The 14875-nt window shown below is 71.8% G+C and carries 11 protein-coding genes; 4 read left to right on the plus strand and 7 right to left on the minus strand.

Translation table 11 applies throughout. The features are described from left to right. Positions 1–96: 96 nt before the first annotated feature. On the minus strand, positions 97–258 hold the full coding sequence (locus tag AC2W7E_RS12190) for a hypothetical protein (RefSeq protein ID WP_249520702.1): 162 nt from the start codon (positions 256–258) through the stop codon (positions 97–99). 86 nt (positions 259–344) lie between these two features. Between AC2W7E_RS12190 and AC2W7E_RS12195 the strand changes: the two genes are divergently transcribed. Continuing rightward, a complete protein-coding gene (locus AC2W7E_RS12195; RefSeq protein WP_062636112.1) occupies positions 345–1313 on the plus strand; it encodes a GlxA family transcriptional regulator in 969 nt (322 codons plus the stop codon). 612 nt (positions 1314–1925) lie between these two features. Here AC2W7E_RS12195 and AC2W7E_RS12200 read toward each other — a convergent pair. Beyond that, complete coding sequence (locus AC2W7E_RS12200; protein ID WP_485989220.1) at positions 1926–2624, minus strand: NRDE family protein; 699 nt, start codon at positions 2622–2624, stop codon at positions 1926–1928. 87 nt (positions 2625–2711) lie between these two features. On the opposite strand from AC2W7E_RS12200, the gene coaBC reads away from it, so the two are divergent. Together coaBC and AC2W7E_RS12210 are read left to right on the plus strand one after the other, a co-directional pair. Further along, positions 2712–3908, plus strand: coding sequence for a bifunctional phosphopantothenoylcysteine decarboxylase/phosphopantothenate--cysteine ligase CoaBC (coaBC, locus tag AC2W7E_RS12205; protein ID WP_485989221.1), 1197 nt, complete (start codon positions 2712–2714; stop codon positions 3906–3908). Positions 3909–3993: 85 nt separating this feature from the next. Then, positions 3994–6204: an ATP-dependent Clp protease ATP-binding subunit gene (locus AC2W7E_RS12210; protein WP_315108429.1), complete on the plus strand. Its 2211-nt coding sequence runs from the start codon at positions 3994–3996 to the stop codon at positions 6202–6204. A gap of 67 nt (positions 6205–6271) precedes the next feature. On the opposite strand, the gene AC2W7E_RS12215 is transcribed toward AC2W7E_RS12210, so the two are convergent. Both AC2W7E_RS12215 and AC2W7E_RS12220 read right to left on the minus strand, forming a co-directional pair. After that, the gene (locus AC2W7E_RS12215) at positions 6272–6859 is read right to left on the minus strand and encodes a nitroreductase family protein (protein WP_085605667.1); all 588 of its coding nucleotides are present in this window, start codon (positions 6857–6859) and stop codon (positions 6272–6274) included. A 102-nt stretch (positions 6860–6961) separates the two neighbouring features. Next, positions 6962–7870, minus strand: a complete 909-nt coding sequence (locus AC2W7E_RS12220; RefSeq protein WP_315108432.1) for a LysR substrate-binding domain-containing protein — start codon at positions 7868–7870, stop codon at positions 6962–6964. A gap of 137 nt (positions 7871–8007) precedes the next feature. Here AC2W7E_RS12220 and AC2W7E_RS12225 point away from each other — a divergent pair, with 137 nt between their 5' ends. Further along, positions 8008–11526 (plus strand): bifunctional proline dehydrogenase/L-glutamate gamma-semialdehyde dehydrogenase, encoded by a 3519-nt coding sequence (locus AC2W7E_RS12225; protein WP_485989222.1) that lies wholly within the window; start codon positions 8008–8010, stop codon positions 11524–11526. Between the two features lie 84 nt (positions 11527–11610). Here the strand turns inward: AC2W7E_RS12225 and AC2W7E_RS12230 are convergent, their stop codons facing one another. The 3 genes from AC2W7E_RS12230 to AC2W7E_RS12240 form a co-directional block, all read right to left on the minus strand. Next, positions 11611–12693 carry an ABC transporter permease gene (locus AC2W7E_RS12230; protein WP_366215700.1) on the minus strand — a complete coding sequence of 361 codons (1083 nt, stop codon included), beginning with the start codon at positions 12691–12693 and terminating at the stop codon, positions 11611–11613. Further along, the gene (locus AC2W7E_RS12235; protein ID WP_485989272.1) at positions 12690–13574 is read right to left on the minus strand and encodes an ABC transporter ATP-binding protein; all 885 of its coding nucleotides are present in this window, start codon (positions 13572–13574) and stop codon (positions 12690–12692) included. The genes AC2W7E_RS12230 and AC2W7E_RS12235 overlap by 4 nt, the downstream gene beginning before the upstream one ends. A gap of 106 nt (positions 13575–13680) precedes the next feature. Next, positions 13681–14862, minus strand: coding sequence for a benzoate/H(+) symporter BenE family transporter (locus AC2W7E_RS12240; protein WP_485989224.1), 1182 nt, complete (start codon positions 14860–14862; stop codon positions 13681–13683). Between the last annotated feature and the right edge of the window lie 13 nt (positions 14863–14875).

Below are 14875 nucleotides of genomic sequence, written 5' to 3' on the forward strand. Positions count from 1 at the left end.
GGGCGGCCGGGTCGCCGGCGCCGTCGCGCGAGGGGGCGGGCTGCTGCGGGTCGCTCATGCCCCCGAGCGTAGCCCTCCTCGCGGACGGTCGGGAGGTCAGCGATAGACGTGTCCGGGGTCGGCCTGCGACAGGGCGTCCTGTCCGGCGACGCGGCTCCAGTCGGTGGCGGTGCGACGGTAGCCGTCCCGACGCAGTTCGACGAACGTGGCGACGAGCGCCCAGATGGCGAGGGCGAGGAGGAGGATGAGGAGTAGCATGGCAGAAAAGCTACGCTCGGTGTGATGCTGCCACGAGTGGCGGATCGGGCACTGTGCGTAGGAAAACTGCCATTCCGGGAGATGTGATGAAGACCGTCGCGTGCGTGGTGCAGGACGGCTTCGCGCCGTTCGAGTTCGGGGTCGCCTGCGAGGCGTTCGGCCTCGACCGGTCGGCCGACGGGGTGCCGAACTTCGACTTCCGCATCGTCGCCCCGCGGCCCGGGGTCGTGCGCTCCAAGATCGGCTTCTCCATCAATGTGGAGCACGATCTGTCCTTCGCCGCGGAGGCCGACCTCGTCGTGTTCTGCCCGGTGCCGCGCGAGGTCTGGGGTGACATCGACCCGCTCCTCGTCGACCTGGCCCGCGAGGCCGTGGCGCGCGGAGCGTGGGTCATGAGCGTCTGCAGCGGCTCGTTCATCCTCGCCGCGGCCGGGGTCCTGGACGGACGGCGGGCGACGACGCACTGGATGTACGCCCACACGATGGCCGACATGTACCCCGCCGTCGACATCGATCCGGACGTGCTCTTCGTCCAGGACGGCCGCATCATCACGAGTGCGGGCACCGCTGCCGGCATCGACGCCTGCCTGCACCTGCTGCGACAGGAGCTCGGGGCGGAGATCACCAACCGGATCGCGCGTCGGATGGTGGTGCCGCCGCAACGGGACGGGGGTCAGGCGCAGTTCATCGATCGCCCCATCCCGGTTGCGCCCACGGATTCGCTCGCCGTGGTGGCCGACTGGGCGATGGAGAACCTCCGCGAAGACCTGACGGTCGACCAGCTCGCGGCCCGGGCGCTGATGTCGCCGCGGACCTTCGCGCGCCGCTTCAAGGCCGAGTACGGGGCGACCCCTGCCGCGTGGCTCGGCCGGCAGCGGATCATCCAGGCCCAGCGTCTCCTCGAACGCACCGACCTCCCGCTCGAACACATCGCGACGGACTGCGGCTTCGGTTCCGCGGCCGTCCTCCGGCAGAACTTCGCCCGCGTGCTGGGTGTGACTCCCACCGCCTACCGCGCCCGCTTCTCCTGCGCCGACGCCCTCCCCGCCGCCTGACCCCGCCCTTCCCTCGGCGGTGCGGGATCAATTTCGTGCCCCGTTTCCACGCATCCGGCCCACTTTCCATCCCGCCACGGTCCCCCTACCGTCCCCCGCAGTCGTGCGGGATCGAAAACGCGCGTGAATGCCCCGCGTCCGGGGCGTTTTCCGTCCCGCTCCCCCCGTCGGCCTCGCGACCGTCCCCCGCTGTCGTGCGCGATCAAGAACGCGCGCCACCGCACCGGATCCGGAGCGTTTGCCGTCCCGCATCAGGCCGAACGGTCTCGCCACAGGCCGCGGCATTCTGGTCCAGCCCCGCCGGCGGCATCGCCCCCCAAGCTCCGCAGCGGAACTCGTCGAACCGAGGGGTCGGTCGCCCGCATCGGTGCGGGATCAGAAAGGTCCCGCGGGATGGGCGGTGGGGTGCGTTTTAGATCCCGGGCGGGAAGCGGCGGGGTGGGCGGGATCAGAAAGGCCCCGCAGGATGGACGACCGGGTGCGTTTTCGATCCTGGGCGGGAAGCGGCGGGGCGGGCGGGATCAGAAAGGGGCCGCGGGCGGAGGGCGGGGGTGCTGTTTTGATCCCGCGGCGCGAGAGGGGGCGGAGGGAGGCGGAGGAGAAAGAGGGGGGTCAGTGCCAGTGGGCGGGAGAGGGGAGGGTGACGTCGCGGACGTCGACCCCGGCGGGCGTGACCGTGGCGACCGCGTAGAGGAGGGACTGCGTCGGGTACCCGTGCGGGCGGTTGTCCCGGATGATGGCGCGGTCGTCTTCCGGGGGCAGGGTCGCCGAGGATCCGAGGAGAGCGGTCCACTCGGCCGTCCAGTCGGCGCTCGCCGCGGCGGGCCCGAGCGCCCGGAACTCCGGGAGCCACGCGGCGATGCGCGGGGTCTCCTCGTCGTCGAGGTCGTCGTGGGCGATCATGTGGGTTCCGGGCTCGATCGGGGTCTCCCGCAGCTCGGCACCGTCCCACGAGAGCACTCGCGCGCCCTCCGGACCGACTTCGAGCAGATTGAAGCCGTGCATCGGCGGGGCTCCCTGCGGAGAACGCCCGGTGACCGCGGCGAGCGGAAGGGTGCCGCGGGAGACGGCCGCGGTCGCGGAGAGGTCCTGCACATCGGCGCGGTTGAGGAGCACGGCGAGGCGTCGTTCGGCGGGGTTCACGGCGAGCCAGGCCCCACCGGCGCGGCGGTCGCGGATGCCGATCACCCCCGGATACTCCTCGGGCCACCACGCGCCCAGGGCGTCCCACTCCCGGGTCGGGTCCTCGTCGCGGACGGCCAGCAGCCGCGCGGATCCCAGAGCCTCGACATCGATCACCACCGTGCACACGCCTCCGAGTCTAGGTCGGCCGGGGCGGGCGGGGACGGATCCGCCCGCGACGGCCCGGGCGTCCGCACCCTGGGGCAGAATCGAGGCGTGAACATCGTCGTGGGAGTCACGGGCGGCATCGCCGCGTACAAGACGGTGCACCTCGTGCGCCTGCTCACCAAGGCCGGTCACGACGTGACCGTCGTGCCCACGGAGGATGCGCTGCGCTTCGTGGGCCTGCCGACCTGGGAGGCGCTGAGCCGGCACCCGGTGACGACGAGCGTGCACGAGGACGTCGCCCGCGTCCGGCACGTCGCCCTGGGGCAGGGGGCGGACCTCGTCGTGATCGCCCCGGCCACGGCGAACTCCCTCGCGAAGATGGCCGCGGGTCTCGCCGACGACCTCCTCGGCACGACGCTGCTCGCGACCGAGGCGCCGGTGCTCGTCGCCCCCGCGATGCACGCGGAGATGTGGCGGAACCCCGCTACGCAGGCGAACATGGCGACGCTCCGGGACCGCGGCGTGCACGTGGTCGGCCCCGCCGACGGCGAACTGGCCGGCGGCGACAGCGGCCCCGGTCGCATGGTCGAGCCGGAGGAGATCCTTGCCGCAGCCCAGGCGCTGATGACGCCGGGCGACCTCGCGGGCGTGCGGGTCGTCGTCTCGGCGGGTGGCACCCGGGAGCCCATCGATCCGGTGCGCTTCCTCGGCAACCGGAGCAGCGGGCGCCAGGGAGTCGCGCTCGCGGCGGAGGCGGCGGCGCGCGGCGCGGAGGTGACGCTCGTCGCGGCGAACGTCGCCGGGGACGTGCTCGCGGAGGCCCGCCACCCGAAGATCCGGATCGTCCGGGTCGGCACGGCTGCCGAGCTGTCCGCGGCAGTGAAGGAGGCGGCGACGGCCGACGTCGTGCTGATGGCGGCGGCGGTGGCCGACTACCGCCCGGTCGAGGTCTCCGCCCGGAAGCTCACCAAGGACCGCGGCGGCGTCGGCACGATCGAACTCGTCGAGAACGAGGACATCGTCGCCGCGCTCGTCGACACCCGGCGGGAAGGGCAGCTCATCGTGGCGTTCGCGGCGGAGACCCCGGAGGACGAGGCCGAGCTGCTCGCGCGCGCCCGCGGCAAGCAGGAGCGCAAGGGGGTCGACCTCCTGGTGGTGAACGAGGTCGGCTGGGAGCAGGGTTTCGAGCGTGGCGAGAACGCCGTGCACATCCTCGGTCGCGGAGGAGTCCTGGCACGGACCGCGGCCGGGACCAAGCGCGAGGTGGCGGCGGCCGTCTGGGACGAGGTCGCCCGCGAGAGGTGAGAGGTGGTGGAGCCGCGCACCGCCGAATGCTAAACTTGAGTCAACCAAACTCAACTTTCAGAAGGAGCATCTCCAGGAGGAGCGCATGACCACCCCGCAGACCGGATCCCCGAACCAGGAACAGCAGTCCGCCCTCGAGCAGTTCGGCATCAACCTGACCGACCGTGCCCGCGAGGGCAAGCTCGACCCCGTCATCGGACGGGACAGTGAGATCCGGCGCGTCAGCCAGGTGCTCACCCGCCGCACCAAGAACAACCCGGTGCTGATCGGTGAGCCCGGCGTCGGCAAGACCGCGGTGGTCGAAGGCCTCGCGCAGCGCATCGTCGCGGGCGACGTCGCCGAGTCCCTCAAGGACAAGGAGCTCGTCTCGCTCGACATCTCCGCGCTCGTCGCGGGCGCCATGTACCGCGGCCAGTTCGAGGAGCGCCTGAAGCAGGTGCTCAAGGAGATCACCGAGTCGGACGGCCGGATCATCACGTTCATCGACGAGCTGCACGTGCTCATGGGCGCGGGCGGGGGCGAGGGGTCGGTCGCGGCTTCGAACATGCTCAAGCCGATGCTGGCCCGCGGCGAGCTGCGGCTCATCGGCGCCACCACCCTCAACGAGTACCGCGAGTTCATCGAGAAGGACGCCGCCCTCGAGCGGCGCTTCCAGCAGGTGTACGTCGGCGAGCCGACGGTCGAGGACACGATCGCGATCCTCCGCGGGCTCAAGGGGCGCTACGAGGCGCACCACGGGGTGACCATCTCCGACAGCGCGCTCGTGGCCGCGGCCTCGCTCTCCAACCGCTACCTGCCCGCGCGGCAGCTGCCGGACAAGGCCATCGACCTGATCGACGAGTCGATGTCGCGTCTGAAGATGGAGATCGACTCCTCTCCCGTCGAGATCGACCAGCTCAAGCGTCAGGTCGACCGGCTGAAGCTGGAGGAGCTCGCGCTCAAGCGGGAGAAGGACGCCGCGTCCAAGGAGCGCCTCGGAACCCTCCGCGAGCACCTCGTCGAGCTCGAGAAGGAGCTCGCCGGACTCGAGGCCCGATGGGCGCGGGAGCGGCAGGGCCTGAACCGGGTCGGGGAGCTGAAGAAGCAGCTCGACGACGCGATCACCCAGCGCGACCTCGCCATGCGCAACGCCGACTACACGAAGGCGTCGAAGCTCGAGTACGAGACGATCAAGCGCCTGGAGCGCGACATCGCCGAAGCCGAGCAGGCCGAGGCCACCGCCTCGAGCGAACCGCGCATGGTGAACGAGCAGGTCACCGAGGAGGACATCGCGGCCGTGATCGCGGCCTGGACCGGCATCCCGGTCGGGCGGCTGCTGCAGGGGGAGAGCGAGAAGCTCCTGCACCTGGAGAACGAGCTCGGCAAGCGACTCATCGGCCAGAAGGACGCCGTCAAGGCGGTGTCCGACGCGGTGCGCCGCTCGCGCGCGGGCATCAGCGATCCCGGTCGGCCGACCGGATCGTTCCTGTTCCTCGGACCGACCGGTGTCGGCAAGACCGAGCTGGCCAAGGCGCTCGCGCAGTTCCTCTTCGACGACGAGCACGCCATGGTGCGCATCGACATGTCGGAGTACGGCGAGAAGCACTCGGTCTCCCGGCTCGTCGGGGCCCCTCCCGGGTACGTCGGCTACGAGCAGGGCGGTCAGCTCACCGAGGCCGTGCGGCGCCGTCCGTACAGCGTGATCCTGCTCGACGAGGTCGAGAAGGCGCACCCCGAGGTGTTCGACGTGCTGCTGCAGGTGCTCGATGACGGGCGGCTGACCGACGGGCAGGGGCGCACGGTCGACTTCTCGAACGTGATCCTCATCCTGACCTCCAACCTGGGCTCGCCGATCCTCATCGACCCCGTGCTCTCCGTGCAGGAGAAGCGGGAGCAGGTGATGGCCCTCGTGCGCCAGGCGTTCCGGCCGGAGTTCCTCAACCGTCTCGACGACATCGTGATGTTCCAGGCCCTCACCGAAGACGACCTCGCGCAGATCGTGGAGCTGTCGGTCGATCAGCTGCACGACCGGCTGCGCGACCGTCGGCTCACGCTCGCGGTCACTCCCGGGGCGCGGTCGTGGCTGGCCGAGCGCGGGTATGACCCGGTGTTCGGCGCCCGCCCGCTGCGTCGCCTCATCCAGACCGAGGTGCAGAACAAGCTGGCGACCGCCCTCCTCTCGGGTGGCGTGCACGACGGCGACACCGTCCGGGTGGACGTGGCGGCCGACGGCACGGGCCTCGTGCTCACCGCGACGACCCCCGAGCCGGAGGTCGAGGACGACGACGTGATCGAGGCCGAGCTGCTCGACGACTGATCGGGATCGGCAGACGACGAAAGGCCCGGTATGCGCGACGCATACCGGGCCTTTCGTCTGTCGCTGCTCAGGCGCTGAGGACGACCGTCTCCGCGATCGGACGGCGCACGCGCGGGGCGACCTCGCGCTCCTGCAGCACCTCCGGCAGAGCCTCGATGTCGCCGAACTCGCCGACGGCGATGACGGTGGCGGGGGTGAAGCGGGGCTCCAGGTCGGCGAACTCGCGGACGACCTCGGGGTCGAAGCCGCTCATCTGGTGCACGACGAGGCCGTCGTGGTGGGCCTGCACGGAGAAGTGCGCCACGGCCTGGCCGAGGTCGTAGAACGCGTGGCTGATCGGCGTGCCGTCGGCCGTCGCGGTCTCGGCGATCGCAACGACGAGGACGGCCGCGTTGCCGGCCCAGGCCTGGTTGAAGCCCATGAGCGCGTCGACGATCTGGGCGTGCAGCGCGGTGCCGCGGCGGGCGACGATGAAACGCCAGGGCTGGACGTTGTTGGCGGAGGGGCTCCAGCGGGCGGCCTCGAGGGCGGTGGCGAGCTTGGCCTCGTCGATCGGGTGCTGCGCGTCGTAGGCGCGGGGGCTCCAGCGGCCGGCGAGGACGTCGAGGACGGGGTGCTCGGTCGGGGCGGTGCGGTCGATGACGGGAGTGCTCACGGAAGTGCCTTTCGGACGGAGGGGATCGGACGCCGTCGTCCGGGTACACGGGGGATGAACCGATGCATGTGCATGCATATTCCCGGAACCGTGTGCGCCGCGTCAGTCCAGGAGGTTGTGGGAGGCGGCGTCGGCGAGCGCGGCGCGGACGGCGCGGATCGACGGGGCGTCCGCGGAGACCCGACGCGCGGAGGAGAAGATCTCCCGGCGCGGCTCCTGCGGCAGCGGTGCGAGGTCGACCGTCGGGGTGTCGCCCGCCCACACGAGCTCGGGGAGCAGCCCGACCGCGAGTCCCGCGTGGATGAGCCGGACGTGCGCGGTGAGGTCGGCGAGCTCGAAGCGCACGTCGGGCTCGAACCCGGCGGTGCGGCAGAGCTGCTCGGCCCACGCGCGGGAGGCGGTCCCGGCGGGTTCGAGCACCCACGGCTCGGCGCGGGTCGCCCACAGGGCCGCGACGGGATCGGCGGACTCCGACGCTCCCGGACGCCGGGCGAGCGCGATGGCGTCGTGGGCGAGCACGACGCGGTCGAGGTCGGCGTGGATGGGGCGCGTGTGGCCCGGATACTGCTCCGCGAGGATGAGGTCGTAGTCGCGGCTGGAGACGCCGACCAGCCCGGACTCGGGGTCGCGCTCGGTCACCTCGACGCGCAGGGCGGGGTGGCGCGCGCCGAGGGCTGCGAGCGCGCGGGGCAGCAGGGAGTGCGCGGTGGACTGAAACACCGCGAGGCGCACGGTGCCGGTCACCTCGGTGAGCGACTCGGCGACGGCGACCTGGGCGTGCTCGAGCTGATCGAGGATGCCGATGGCCTCGGCCACCAGGACGTTCCCCTGCGGCGTGAACTGCACGCCACGACCGACCCGACGCAGCAGCGGCACCCCGACATCACGCTCCAGCGCGGCGAGCTGCTGGGACACGGAGGCCTTGCTGTAGGACAGCGCATCCGCCACGGCGGAGAGGGTCCCGCGACGCGACAGCTCCACGAGCAGACGCAGGCGATGGACGTCGAGCACGGCGGTTCCGATCGTTCGGGAAGAGTGAACAGAATCCACTCGAATCGGTTGATAGACGGAGCCTACCGACCGGCTGGACAATGATCCAGCCGCACACGACACCCGGGTGTGCGAGGCCGAGGAAGGTACCCCGCTTCATGACCGTCATCGACGACACCACCCCCCGCACCGAAGAGGTCGCCGCGCTCGTGCAGCGCTGGCTCGCCGAGAGTGAGACCCACCCGATCGAGCCCGCCGCGCAGCGCCTGTCCGAAGTGCTCAAGGATCCGAACGGCCTCGCCTTCACGGTCGGCTTCGTCGACGGCGTCATGCGTCCGGAGGATCTTCGGGTCGCTGGCCGCAAGCTCGCGGAGCTCTCCGACATCACGCCCACGCTGCTGCCCGGCTACCTCCGTGCCGCCATCAAGGCCGGTGGGTTCTGGGCGCCGAAGCTCCCGAACGTCGTCGTCCCGATCTCGCGGCGCGTGCTGCGGGCCATGGTGGGCCACCTCGTGCTCGACGCCACGCCGTCCAAGCTCGGCCCCGCGATCGCCAAGCTCCGCAAGACCGGCAACCGTCTGAACCTGAACCTCCTCGGCGAGGCCGTGCTCGGCGAGCGCGAGGCGGGCCGCCGACTGCAGGGCACGTACGACTTCCTCGCCCGTCCGGACGTCGACTACGTCTCGATCAAGGTCTCGAGCGTCGTCAGCCAGCTCTCCATGTGGTCGTTCGACGAGGCCGTCGCCGACGTCGTCGAGAAGCTCACCCCGCTGTACCGGCTCGCGGCGAAGGCTGAGGCGAAGGGCGCCCGCACCGGCACCCAGAAGTTCATCAACCTCGACATGGAGGAGTACCGCGATCTCGACCTCACGATCGCGGCCTTCACGAGCATCCTCGACCAGCCCGGCTTGGAAGACCTCGAAGCCGGCATCGTGCTGCAGGCCTACCTGCCCGATGCGCTCGGCGCCATGCAGCGTCTCCAGGAGTGGGCCGCCGCACGCCGCGCCAAGGGCGGAGCGCCGATCAAGGTGCGCGTGGTCAAGGGCGCGAACCTCGCGATGGAGGAGGTCGACGCGAAGGTGCACGGCTGGCCGCTCGCGACCTACGGCACCAAGCAGGACTCCGACACGAACTACAAGCGTGTGCTCGACTGGGCGATGACGCCCGAGCGGCTCGACGCCGTGCGCATCGGCGTCGCCGGTCACAACCTCTTCGACATCGCCTACACCTGGCTGCTCGCGAAGGCCCGTGGCGTGACCGACCCTTCGACAGGCTCAGGGACCCAGGGGGGCGCGGCCTCAGGGACCCAGGGGCTGAAGGGCGCCCTCGTGGAGTACGAGATGCTGCTCGGCATGGCGACCGGGCAGGCCGAGGCCGTCCGCAAGGACGTCGGCCGCCTCCTGCTCTACACGCCGGTCGTGAACCCGGCGGAGTTCGATGTCGCGATCGCGTACCTCGTGCGGCGCCTCGAGGAGAACGCGAGCCCCGAGAACTTCATGTCCGCCGTGTTCGAGCTGGCGTCGAACCCGACCCTGCTCACCCGCGAGCGGGAGCGCTTCGAGCGCTCTCTCGCCGCGCTCGTCGCCGACCCGTCGGTACCCGCCCCGAACCGCACGCAGGACCGCACGGCCCCGCGCCCTGAGGGCACCACGGACGGCTTCGCGAACGAGCCCGACACCGATCCGGCGCTCGCCGCGAACCGTGCCTGGGGCCGGGAGATCCTGCAGCGCTCGGTGTCGTCGACGCTCGGCCGGGACGCGATCGCGGCCGCCCGCATCGAGACCGACGCCGAGCTGGACGCCGTGTTCGCCGCCGCCACGTCCGCCGCCGAGAGGTGGGCGGCGCTCCCCGCCGCCGAGCGCGCCGCCGTCCTGCACCGCGCGGGCGACGAGCTCGCCGCCCGCCGCGGCGAGCTGCTGGAGATCATGGCGCACGAGGCCGGCAAGACCATCGCGGAGGCCGACCCCGAGGTCAGCGAGGCGATCGACTTCGCGCACTACTACGCCGAGCGGGCGAAGGATCTCGAGGCCATCCCCGGTGCCGAGTTCGTGCCGTCGAAGGTGACCGTGGTCACGCCGCCGTGGAACTTCCCCGTGGCGATCCCCGCCGGCGGTGTGCTCGCCGGCCTCGCCTCCGGATCCGGCGTGATCATCAAGCCCGCGAAGCTCACCCAGCGGTGCGGTGCCGTGATGGTCGAGGCGCTGTGGGCCGCGGGCGTCCCGCGCGATCTGCTCGCCCTCGTCGACCTCGCCTCCCGCGACCTCGGCACCCGACTGGTCGCGAGCCCCCAGGTCGACCGGGTCATCCTCACCGGGGCCTACGAGACCGCGCAGCTCTTCCGCTCCTTCCGTGCCGACCTGCCGCTGCTCGCCGAGACGAGCGGCAAGAACGCCATCATCGTGACGCCGTCGGCCGACCTCGACCTCGCGGCCGCCGACGTCGCCCGCAGCGCGTTCGGCCACGCCGGGCAGAAGTGCTCGGCCGCGTCGCTGGCGATCCTCGTCGGGTCGGTGGCCGACTCGAAGCGCTTCGAGCGGCAGCTCGTGGACGCGGTCACCTCGATGCGCGTCGGGCTGCCCGATGACCCCGCCACGCAGATGGGGCCGATCATCGAGCCCGCGAACGGCAAGCTCCTCACCGCGCTCACCACGCTCGACAAGGGCGAGCGCTGGCTCGTGGAGCCCCGGAAGCTCGACGACGAGGGGAAGCAGTGGACGCCGGGGGTGAAGACCGGCGTGCGCGAGGGCTCGTACTTCCACCGGACCGAGTTCTTCGGACCCGTGCTCGGCATCATGCACGCGAAGGACCTCGACGAGGCCATCCGGCTGCAGAACGCCGTCGACTACGGCCTCACCGCGGGGCTGCACTCGCTGGACTCCGCCGAGGTCGCGACCTGGCTGGACCGCGTCGAGGCCGGCAACCTGTACGTGAACCGGGGCATCACCGGCGCCATCGTGCAGCGTCAGCCGTTCGGCGGCTGGAAGCGCTCGGCCGTGGGCGCCGGAGCCAAGGCCGGCGGCCCCAACTACCTCTTCGGTCTCGGCGAGTGGCGTGCGGGCGAGCTGCCCGCCGCGGCTCCGGGGGCGGCGGTGACCCCCGCCGTGACCGGTCTGCTGGAGGCGGCCGCGCCCGAGCTCGACCCCGTGGGCATCGAGTGGCTGCACCGCGCCGCGGCCGCCGATGAGCGGGCATGGATCGACGAGTTCGGCGCCGTGAGCGACAAGTCCGGACTCGGGGTCGAGCGCAACGTGTTCCGGTACCGTCCGGTGGCGGTCGACGTGCGCATCGCCGAGGACGCGCCGTTGGCCGAGGGAGTCCGCGTGCTCGCCGCGGCCCTGCGCAGCGGCAGCCCGTTCACCGTGTCGGCGGCGTGGCTGCCGTCCCGCGTGGAGAAGGCGCTCAAGACCCAGGGCGTGGCCGTGAAGACCGAGTCGGATGCCGCGTGGACCAAGCGCTACGCGAAGGGCGCCCGGTCGTGGCAGCGGGTGCGGCTCGTCGGTGGCGATGCCGCCGCGCTGCACACGGCCCTCGACGGCAGCCCCGACGTCGCGGTGTGGTCGCACGCCGTGACCGGAGCGGGCCGGGTCGAGATGCTCCCGTTCCTGCACGAGCAGGCCGTGTCGATCACCAACCACCGCTTCGGCAACCCCACCACCCTCTCCGACGGCCTCCTCTGACGCCGAGACCCCGGGTACACGTCGAGACCCCCTGCTGCACGCGCGTGCAGCTGGGGGTCTCGGCGCGAAAGCGGGGTCTCGGGATCAGCCGCGCAGAGCCTCGGCGAGCTTCACGCGCGAGCCCATCCGGAGCAGGGAGTTCTCGTAGATCTTCGCGCCGACGACGATCGCCGCGACGCAGCTCGCCAGGAGGATCGCGAGGCTCAGGAGCGGCTCCCACCACTGCGCCTCGCCGACGAACAAGCGCATGGGCATGCCGACCGGAGCCGAGAACGGCACGTACGACATGATCGTCAGTACCAGCGGGTTGTCGTTGAACACGATCACCAGCACGTACGGCGCCATGATGAGCATCGTGATGGGGGTCGTCGTCGAGCCGATGTCCTCCTGGCGGGACACCATGGAGGCCGCCGCCGCGAACATCGCCGCGAGCAGGATGAACCCGAACAGGAAGAACACCGCGAACCAGATGATGGGGGCGCCGAGGGTGGTCAGCACCTCCCGCTGACCCGTCACGATGAGGCCGATCGTGGCGACGGCCGCGAGGGCGAGGATCTGTCCCATCGCGAGCACCGTGTTGCCGATCACCTTGCCAGCGAGCAGCGTGCGCGCCGGGATCGCCGACAGCAGCACCTCCACGACCCTGGTCTGCTTCTCCTCGACCACGCTCTGCGCGATGGTGCCGCCGAACGTGGCCGCGGCCATCATGAAGACGAGCCCGAATGCGATCGCGATGAAGTAGCGCAGCAGCGGGTTGGTGGTGACCGGCTCGAGGATCACGACTTCGGGCGAGAGCGACAGCGCGGACACGAGCGATCCGGGCGCATCCTCCAGAGCGACGATCGTGTATCCGGCGGGGTTGTCGCCCGGGAGCACCGCCGCGTCGACGTCGCCGTCGCGGACCAGCTCCTCGGCCTCGGCGCGGGAGGCGACCTCGGTCACCTCAACGTCGGGCAGCGCGGACACGGCGCCTGTGGTCTCCGCGGTCACCGCGACGGGCATGGCGTCGGTGTTCTGACTCGCGAAGCCGCCGAACAGCACGCCGGCGAGGGCGAGGACGAGCAGGATGCCGGTCGAGATCAGGAACGCCTTGCTGCGGAGCTTGGAGCCGATCTCCCGCTCGGCGACCAGCCAGATCCCGTTCCGCGCTGGGGTCGAGGCGTTCACTGGATGACCTCCTTGAAGATCTGGGCGAGGGAGGGGTGCTTGGGCGCGAAGCTCGCGACGTCGCCGCGCGCGACCGCCGACTGCAGCACGCGCTGGGCGGTGTCGGGGCCGTCCGCATCGAAGAGCGCGTAGCCGCCCTCGAAGTCGACGACCGTGACCCCGGGTTCGGTGCGCAGCCACCCGGCGTCGCCCGCGGAGATGAGCTCGTACCGGTCGCGGGCGTGCTCGGCGCGGAGCCCGTCCCGGGACCCGGCGGCACGGATGGTGCCCCCGGCGAGGATGACGAGGTCGTCGCAGAGGCGCTCGACCACGTCGAGTTGGTGGGAGGAGAAGAGGATCGACGTGCCGCGGGCCGCGCTGGCCTGCAGGACCCCGGCGACGACGTCCACCGCGAGGGGGTCCAGGCCGGAGAAGGGCTCGTCGAGGATCAGCACCTCGGGGTCGTGCACGAGCGACGCGGCGATCTGCGCCCGCTGCTGGTTGCCCAGCGACAGCGACTCGATCGTGTCGTCGAGGCGCTCGCCGAGTCCGAGCTCCGTGAGCAGCGCGGTCGCCCGCTCCGTCGCGTCCGGCTTGCCGAACCCGTGGAGGCGCGCGAGGTAGACGATCTGCTCCAGGACCTTCATCTTCGGGTACAGGCCGCGCTCCTCGGGCATGTAGCCGAAGCGACGGCGGTCGGCGGTGGTGAGGGGCGCCCCGTCGAGGTCGACTCGTCCGCCGTCCGACGACAGCAGCCCGAGGACGATGCGCATGGTCGTGGTCTTGCCGGCGCCGTTGCCGCCGACGAAGCCGGTGAGCCGGCCCGGCGCGACCGTGAACGACACGTCGTCCAGCACCCGGCGGCTGCCGTAGCTCTTGGTGATGCCGGAGAGTTCCAGCAGTCCTGTGGTCATGTCGTGGTGCTCCGTCCGAAGGTGATCCGCATGACCTTCACGCTATTGAGCACGGGCGGGGCGGGGCATCCCCCGCAGGGGGGACGGCCACGGATCAGCCGCGGGACGGACGGCCGGCGTGCAGCACCGTGCGCACGAGCAGGCCGGCGACCAGCGCCCAGAATGCCGCGCTCACCCCGAGCACGGCGATGCCGGAGGCGGCGACGAGGAACGTGACGACCGCGGGGAGGCGCTCGCCGGGGTCGTCGATCGCCTGCTGGACGGCCGCGCCGAAGGCGCCGAACAGCGCGAGTCCCGCGACCGCCGGGATGACCGCCGTCGGGGCGAGCACGACGAGGGTCGCGAAGGCGGCGGAGAACGCCCCCAGCACGAGATAGGACGCCCCCGTGGAGACCCCGGCGAGCCAGCGCCGGTCGGGGTCGGGATCGGCGTCGGGGGACGCGGCGAGGGCCGCACTGATGGCGGCGAGGTTGATCGCGTGCCCGCCGGCCGGAGCGCCGAGGGCCGTGCCGAGACCGGTCACGAGCATCGCCGGACGCCACGGGACCTCGTAGCCGAAGCTGCGCATGATCGCGATACCCGGCACGTTCTGCGACGCCATGGTCACGATGAACAGCGGCAGGGCTATGCCGACCAGGGCCCCGACCGTGAAGGCCGGCATCGTCAGCTCGAACTGTGGCAGGAGGACGGCCGGGTCGACCCGGGTCCCCGCGGAGACCAGCGACACGGCGACGACCGCGGCCGCGGCGACGAACGCCAGCGGCACGGCCCACCGGGGAGCCAGTCGGGCGAAGACCAGCCAGGTCAGCACCACCGGGACCACGCCCCAGGGGTTCGCGACGACCCCCGTGATCGGCGCGAGGCAGAGCGGCAGCAGCACCCCCGCCAGCATGGCCTGCGCGATCGACGGAGGGATCCGCGCGATCAGGGCTCCGAGCGCGGGCCAGAGCGCCGTGAGGAGGATGAGGGCCGCGGTCACGAGGAAGGCCCCGACCGCGGCCGGCCAGCCGCCCTCGACGCTGCCGGTCGCCACGAGCAGGGCGGCACCGGGAGTGGACCACGCGGCCGTGATCGGCATCCGGTAGCGCCAGGCCAGCACGATGCAGGCGAGCCCCATCGCGAGGCTCACGGCGAGGAGTCCGCTGGCCGCCTGCGCCGCCGACGCGCCGACGGCATCGAGGCCCGTGAGCACCACCGCGAACGAGCTCGTGAACCCCACGAGCGCCGTGACGATCCCGGCGACGATCGGACGGGACACGGGGGCGGCGGCGGGCATGGCTCCGAGAGTA

Source organism: Microbacterium sp. CFSPD4_SD4, assembly GCF_057364585.1.